This is a genomic window from Sulfitobacter sp. M22 (genome assembly GCF_021736025.1).
Classification (GTDB): Bacteria; Pseudomonadota; Alphaproteobacteria; order Rhodobacterales; family Rhodobacteraceae; genus Sulfitobacter; species Sulfitobacter litoralis.
In genome coordinates, this window is the sequence record NZ_WMEC01000001.1 from 2,351,501 (window position 1) to 2,357,500 (window position 6,000).

Below are 6,000 nucleotides of genomic sequence, written 5' to 3' on the forward strand. Positions count from 1 at the left end.
ATTCAACCTGATAGGAGTTCACCATGTCCCAAGAGATCACCGTTCAAACGCAGCCACGCCTGTGGTTAGAGGACAGCATTCTTCAACCTTATGTGTTGCGCTACGGGGCGCACTTGCGTCGCGGGCGATATGCGCCGAGTACGCAGCGCGTTTACCTATGCTGCGTTGCGCATTTTGCTCAATGGCTGACTGCAGAACGTTGTAGTCTAAACGCAATCGGCGGGGCCATGGTCGCACGGTTTCTGTCTGAACATTTGCCTGTGTGCAGCTGTCCTTATCCGGTTCGCCGATTGCATCACGAGCTCCGCGCGGCACTCGCCCAGCTTCTCGAAGTGCTGAGGGCCGATGGTATTGGAGTGCAGGATTCCGCCTCCAGCACGACCGGTGCACATGAGTTGGCGCGCTTTGACAAACACATGCGCGATGTCTGGGGCTTGGCGGACAGCACCCGCCGCCAGCGCGAGCGCATCGTTGGCGAGTTTCTACTTTTCCATTTCAGCGACGAACCAATCACGATGTCGAAGATCGGTGCCAACGCTGCCCGGCGTTTCGTCCTCGGCGATCCCGGGCGCAGCCCCGGCACCATCCGCGTGATCGGCGGTGCTGTCGGCTGCTATCTCCGTTTCCGCAGCATGTCTGGCGACCGGGTTAGCCAACTGGAAGCCGCCATTCCACGGGTGGCCCACTGGAGGCTGGCATCCTTGCCGGAAGTTCTCACCGACGCCGAGATCGATGAGCTGTTGCAGTCATTCGATCAACCATTTCCGTCGCGCCGGCGAGCCTATGCGATGACGCGGTGTTTGATAGATCTCGGTCTACGATCCAGCGAGGTCGTCAACCTGCGTCTCGAAGACATCAATTGGGCCGAGGGAACGATCAGCCTTATCGGATCCAAGGGCCGACGCGCCGATGTGCTCCCTTTGCTTTCGGCTACGGGCACCGCGATCGCCGCCTATTTGCGCGAGGAGCGCCCCGAGACCTCCAATCGGGCCATATTTGTTCGGCATGTCGCCCCGTATGACGCGCCGATTGAGAAAGGCGTCGTCAAGCGTGCGGTCTTGGCTGGCTATCGAAGATGCGGATGGACCCGCACGGGGGTCCACATTCTACGGCACAGTATGGCCAGTCGACTTTTACGCACCGGCGTGCCGATGAAGGATATCGCCGATGTCCTGCGGCACCGCAGCCTTGATACGTCTGCGATCTATGCAAAGGTCGATTTGACCAAGCTCTCGGCAGTGGCCTTGCCTTGGCCGGGGAGCGCGTCATGACCGCGCCTCGTACGCTGCTCTCTCAGGCCGAAGATTACCTGGCCGAACGCCGCGGGTTGGGGTTTGATCTGCGCATTACGGGCGATCAGATCACCGCTTTCGCTCGGTTCGTTGACGCGACAGGTCATACTGGTCCCCTGACAATCCGCATCATCTTGGATTGGGTGCAGGATCAAGCCAAGTACGCCAAACCTTTGTCTTGGGCGCGCCGTCTGGACGTTCTTCGCCCTTTCGCAAGATATTTAGCGCGGTTCGATCCCGCGACCGAGTTCCCGCAGACCGCAATCTTCGGTCGCTCGCATCGCCGTTTGGCACCGCACATCTACTCGGAGCAGGAGATCTGCGATCTTCTCGCCGCCGCCCGCCGCCTTGCCCCAGATGATGGATTGCGTCCAGCGACCTATGAAGCGATCTTCGGATTGATTGCCGCCACTGGCCTGCGCCTTTCCGAAGCTCTCCACCTGCGATGCGGCGATGCAGATCTTGATCAAGGCGTCCTCACGGTCCGGAACACAAAATTCCGCAAATCCAGACACGTGCCAATACATCCGACAGTGGCGGCAGCATTGAACCGTTACACGGTTGTGCGGGCGCGCCACTGCGCGACACACCCAGATATGCCGTTATTCCCGTCGTCATCCGGCGGGGTGCTGCCAACACGAACCATCCATTGGGTGTTTCAGCGGTTGCGAAGCGAACTCGGGTGGACTGCACGTGGTGCCTACGCTCAACCGCGCATACATGATCTGCGCCACACGTTCATCTGCCGTCGCGTCCAACATTGGCATGAGCATGGAACGGATATCGACAACGCCATGGCCGCACTTTCGACCTATGTTGGTCACGCCAAGGTGTCCGACACATATTGGTACCTGACCGGCATCCCGGATCTCATGGCCGTAGCCGGCAAGAGCTTCGAGAACTTCGCGGTGGCAGCAGGAGACCACCATCATGGCTGATCCGACCTCGACGCCGACTTTTTCCATCTTGCTTCAACGTTTCTTCGTCGAGCACCTGGGCCATCAGCGGGCGGTCAGCCCACGCACAATCGCCGCCTACAGAGACACGTTCCGCCTGTTGCTAAGCTTCGCGGAGGCCGAGATCGGCAAGGCTCCAACCGTATTGGCGTTGGTCGATCTCGACGCCCAGTTCATTCTCAATTTCCTCGATCATCTGGAGAATGATCGCAAGAACGGTGCGCGCAGCCGCAACGCTCGTTGGGCGGCGCTACGATCTTTCCTGAAGTATGCTGCACACTACGACCTGACAGCGATCGCAGTGATCCAGCAAGCATTGGCTATACCTATGAAGCGGTTTGACAAGCCGGTACTGGGGTATCTATCGCGACCAGAGATGCAAGCGATCCTCGAGGCCCCTGATCCGCAAACCTGGGCAGGTCAGCGGGACCGGGCGCTCTTCAGTCTAATGTATAACACTGGCGCGCGCGTGTCGGAGGCCATAGGCCTGCGGGTCCGCGATGTCGTCATCGACCAGACAATGGTAGCACACCTTCACGGCAAGGGGCGAAAGGAACGAAGCGTGCCGCTCTGGCGTCCAACCGCATCGCTGATCCGTGGCTGGAAGCGCAGGCTGGAGAGTGCTGCCGATGATGGGTTCCTATTCCCAAACCGGAGCGGAGAAAAAGATGGCGCGTTCGAATGTTACGCAGCGCCTCAAGCTTGCCGTTGCAATTGCCGCTGAACGTCACCCGCAACTCGCGCAACGTTCGATATCACCGCATACGATCCGCCATACCACGGCGATGCATCTTTTTGCAGTCTGGGGTCGACATCACCGTCATCGCGCTCTGGCTGGGTCACGAAAGCTCAGCCACAACGCATATGTACCTCCAGGCCGACCTATCAATGAAGGAGCGCACCCTTGAGCGCCTGCAACCCATCGGCGCGCGCCCCGGTCGGTATCGGCCTCCGGATCAGTTGATGCAATTCCTTCAGAGCCTTTAACTTATGCGCAGTTCGTCGCACTGGAAATCGCCACTGCGGCGGCACTTGAGCGCACTTTCCTCGGCGAACTGCACATAATCATCGGGGGGGCATAATTGCGGTTATGGAGAGGTCTCCATAATCGGAAAAACTGGCTCTTTGCAGGGGCAGACACAGGCGCAGAAACTCTCTCACGCGCCATGGCCATCATCGAAACCGCCAAGCTGAACGGCCTTGATCCGCAGGCCTACCTTGCCGATGTCCTCGACCGCATCCACGATCACAAGATCAACCGGCTGGACGAGTTGCTGCCTTGGAACTGGGCACCAGCGGATACCGAGAACAGTCAAGCTGCATAAGCTGCGGTATCAATGGTGCGGTTACGTTGATCCAGACCTGCAAATTGAACAGTGTCGATCCGCAGGCCTATCTGGCAGATACGGTTACTGCCATCGTCGTAGGCCACAAACAAAGCCAGATCAACGATCTGCTACAATGGAATTACGCTAAATAGGTGGGATCGGCGCACCGCTAACGATGATCTGCTGCCTTGGAAAACCACGCCGTAGGGCAGTCAGACCGGACGCTTACCCTCGACCTGCGTGGCAAACTATTAGAGATACTGCACGCATGCATGCCCGCATGTTCTGCGGGCGTTGTTTACTGCTAAGTTCGCTAAAGTTGGTTGCGGGAGTAGGATTTGAACCTACGACCTTCAGGTTATGAGCCTGACGAGCTACCGGGCTGCTCCATCCCGCGCCGGGGGCCAATGTTTGTGTATTGGCTTATTATTTTGTCATCGCAGAGAGATACTAAATTTAGAGGTTTTGCTAGGTTTGGCGGTGACCTACTCTCCCACGTCTTAAGACGCAGTACCATTGGCGCAGTAGCACTTAACTGCCGAGTTCGGGATGGGATCGGGTGTTTTGCTTACGCTATGACCACCAAACCGAGTAAAACCTCTATGTTGTTGCTTTTGCCATTGGCAAAAGAGCAACAAGCGGGAGAGAGCGTATCCAAAGGATGCGCGTTCCCGCCTCCTCACCGTTCTGGGTAAGGATTTGTCCAAGTCAGTACGACTGATTGTATGTGTATGCTTTTGTCACAGTATGAAGTCTTTCTTCTACTGGATCAAATCAAGCCTATCGAGCAATTAGTACCAGTCAACTGAACGTATTACTACGCTTACATCTCTGGCCTATCGACGAGGTGGTCTACCTCGGCTCTCAGGGATACCTTGTTTTGAGGGGGGCTTCCCGCTTAGATGCCTTCAGCGGTTATCCTGTCCGATCATAGCTACCCAGCACTGCTATTGGCATAACAACTGGTCCACCAGTGGATCGTTCACCCCGGTCCTCTCGTACTAGGGGCAACTCCTCTCAAGTATCCTACACCCACGGAAGATAGGGACCGAACTGTCTCACGACGTTCTAAACCCAGCTCACGTACCTCTTTAAACGGCGAACAGCCGTACCCTTGGGACCTGCTCCAGCCCCAGGATGAGATGAGCCGACATCGAGGTGCCAAACACTGCCGTCGATATGGACTCTTGGGCAGTATCAGCCTGTTATCCCCGGCGTACCTTTTATCCGTTGAGCGATGGCCCTCCCACTTGGGACCACCGGATCACTATGGCCGTCTTTCGACTCTGCTCGACTTGTCAGTCTCGCAGTCAGGCTGGCTTCTGCCATTGCACTCAACGAGCGATTTCCGACCGCTCTGAGCCAACCTTCGCGCGCCTCCGTTACGATTTAGGAGGCGACCGCCCCAGTCAAACTACCCACCACACAGGGTCCCGGATCCGGATAACGGACCGCGGTTAGACATCAAGCAGAACAAGGGTGGTATCTCAAGGGAGGCTCCACGCAGACTGGCGTCCACGCTTCAAAGCCCACCACCTATCCTGCACATGTTCGGCCTAATGCCAGTGTGAAGTTGTAGTAAAGGTGCACGGGGTCTTTCCGTCTAACCGCGGGTAACCGGCATCTTGACCGGTAATTCAATTTCGCTGAGTCTATGTTGGAGACAGCGGGGAAGTCGTTACGCCATTCGTGCAGGTCGGAACTTACCCGACAAGGAATTTCGCTACCTTAGGACCGTTATAGTTACGGCCGCCGTTTACCTGGGCTTCAATTCAGAGCTCTCACCCCTCCTTTTAACCTTCAGGCACCGGGCAGGCGTCAGACCCTATACGTCGTCTTACGACTTCGCAGAGCCCTGTGTTTTTAATAAACAGTCGCCACCCCCTGGTTTGTGCCCCCAGCCTCTAGTTGCCTAGAAACCGGGCCTCCTTCTCGCGAACTTACGGAGGTATTTTGCCGAGTTCCTTCAACATAGTTCTCTCAAGCGCCTTGGTATTCTCTACCTATCCACCTGTGTCGGTTTAGGGTACGATCTAGCGATGGAGCTATTTCCAGGGACCTCTAAGCAGCCCATTCAATCCGATAAGGATGAACTACCCTCGAGATCCGTCACTTCCATCTGGCCCAGGAATATTAACCTGGTTCCCATCGACTACGCCTTTCGGCCTCGCCTTAGGGGTCGGCTTACCCTGCTCAGATTAGCTTTAAGCAGGAACCCTTGGATTTTCGGCGAGAGTGTCTCTCACACTCTTTGTCGCTACTCATGTCATCATTCTCACTAGTGATCTCTCCACGGGATCCCTCACAGGCCCGCTTCACAGAAAGCTCCGCGTCTCCAATACCCCGAAGGGCTAAGGAGACATGGAACTATGTCACACTACGCTCTGCTACCATGCAATAAATGCATCCTAAGCTTCGGCTCAT

General features: G+C 56.6%; 3 protein-coding genes, 1 tRNA gene, 2 rRNA genes and 2 pseudogenes (1 of these 8 running past the window's edge). 5 read left to right on the forward strand and 3 right to left on the reverse strand.

The genetic code is table 11. From position 1 onward, the window contains the following. The first annotated feature begins 23 nt into the window (after positions 1–23). The 5 genes and pseudogenes from GLP52_RS11605 to GLP52_RS11625 all read left to right on the forward strand — a co-directional run. Positions 24–1,271: a site-specific integrase gene (locus GLP52_RS11605; protein ID WP_237272462.1), complete on the forward strand. Its 1,248-nt coding sequence runs from the start codon at positions 24–26 to the stop codon at positions 1,269–1,271. Then, a complete protein-coding gene (locus GLP52_RS11610) occupies positions 1,268–2,230 on the forward strand; it encodes a tyrosine-type recombinase/integrase (protein ID WP_237272463.1) in 963 nt (320 codons plus the stop codon). Before GLP52_RS11605 ends, GLP52_RS11610 begins: the two co-directional genes overlap by 4 nt. Beyond that, the gene (locus tag GLP52_RS11615; RefSeq protein ID WP_237273545.1) at positions 2,223–2,972 is read left to right on the forward strand and encodes a tyrosine-type recombinase/integrase; all 750 of its coding nucleotides are present in this window, start codon (positions 2,223–2,225) and stop codon (positions 2,970–2,972) included. Before GLP52_RS11610 ends, GLP52_RS11615 begins: the two co-directional genes overlap by 8 nt. Before the next feature lie 385 nt (positions 2,973–3,357). Continuing rightward, a pseudogene (locus GLP52_RS11620) lies at positions 3,358–3,573 on the forward strand (transposase domain-containing protein); the annotation flags it as partial. A gap of 23 nt (positions 3,574–3,596) precedes the next feature. Continuing rightward, positions 3,597–3,728, forward strand: a pseudogene (locus tag GLP52_RS11625) (transposase domain-containing protein); the annotation flags it as partial. A 168-nt stretch (positions 3,729–3,896) separates the two neighbouring features. On the opposite strand, the gene GLP52_RS11630 reads toward GLP52_RS11625, so the two are convergent. The 3 genes from GLP52_RS11630 to GLP52_RS11640 form a co-directional block, all read right to left on the reverse strand. Further along, positions 3,897–3,973, reverse strand: a tRNA-Met gene (locus GLP52_RS11630). 75 nt (positions 3,974–4,048) lie between these two features. Further along, positions 4,049–4,163 (reverse strand): 5S ribosomal RNA (rrf, locus tag GLP52_RS11635). A gap of 183 nt (positions 4,164–4,346) precedes the next feature. Continuing rightward, positions 4,347–6,000 (reverse strand): 23S ribosomal RNA (locus tag GLP52_RS11640); it runs 1,220 nt beyond the window's last position.

Coding starts and splice junctions, on each gene's coding strand:
- GLP52_RS11605 (WP_237272462.1), top strand. CDS start 24: ATGTCCCAAGAGATCACCGTTCAAACGCAGCCACGCCTGTGGTTAGAG.
- GLP52_RS11610 (WP_237272463.1), top strand. CDS start 1,268: ATGACCGCGCCTCGTACGCTGCTCTCTCAGGCCGAAGATTACCTGGCC.
- GLP52_RS11615 (WP_237273545.1), top strand. CDS start 2,223: ATGGCTGATCCGACCTCGACGCCGACTTTTTCCATCTTGCTTCAACGT.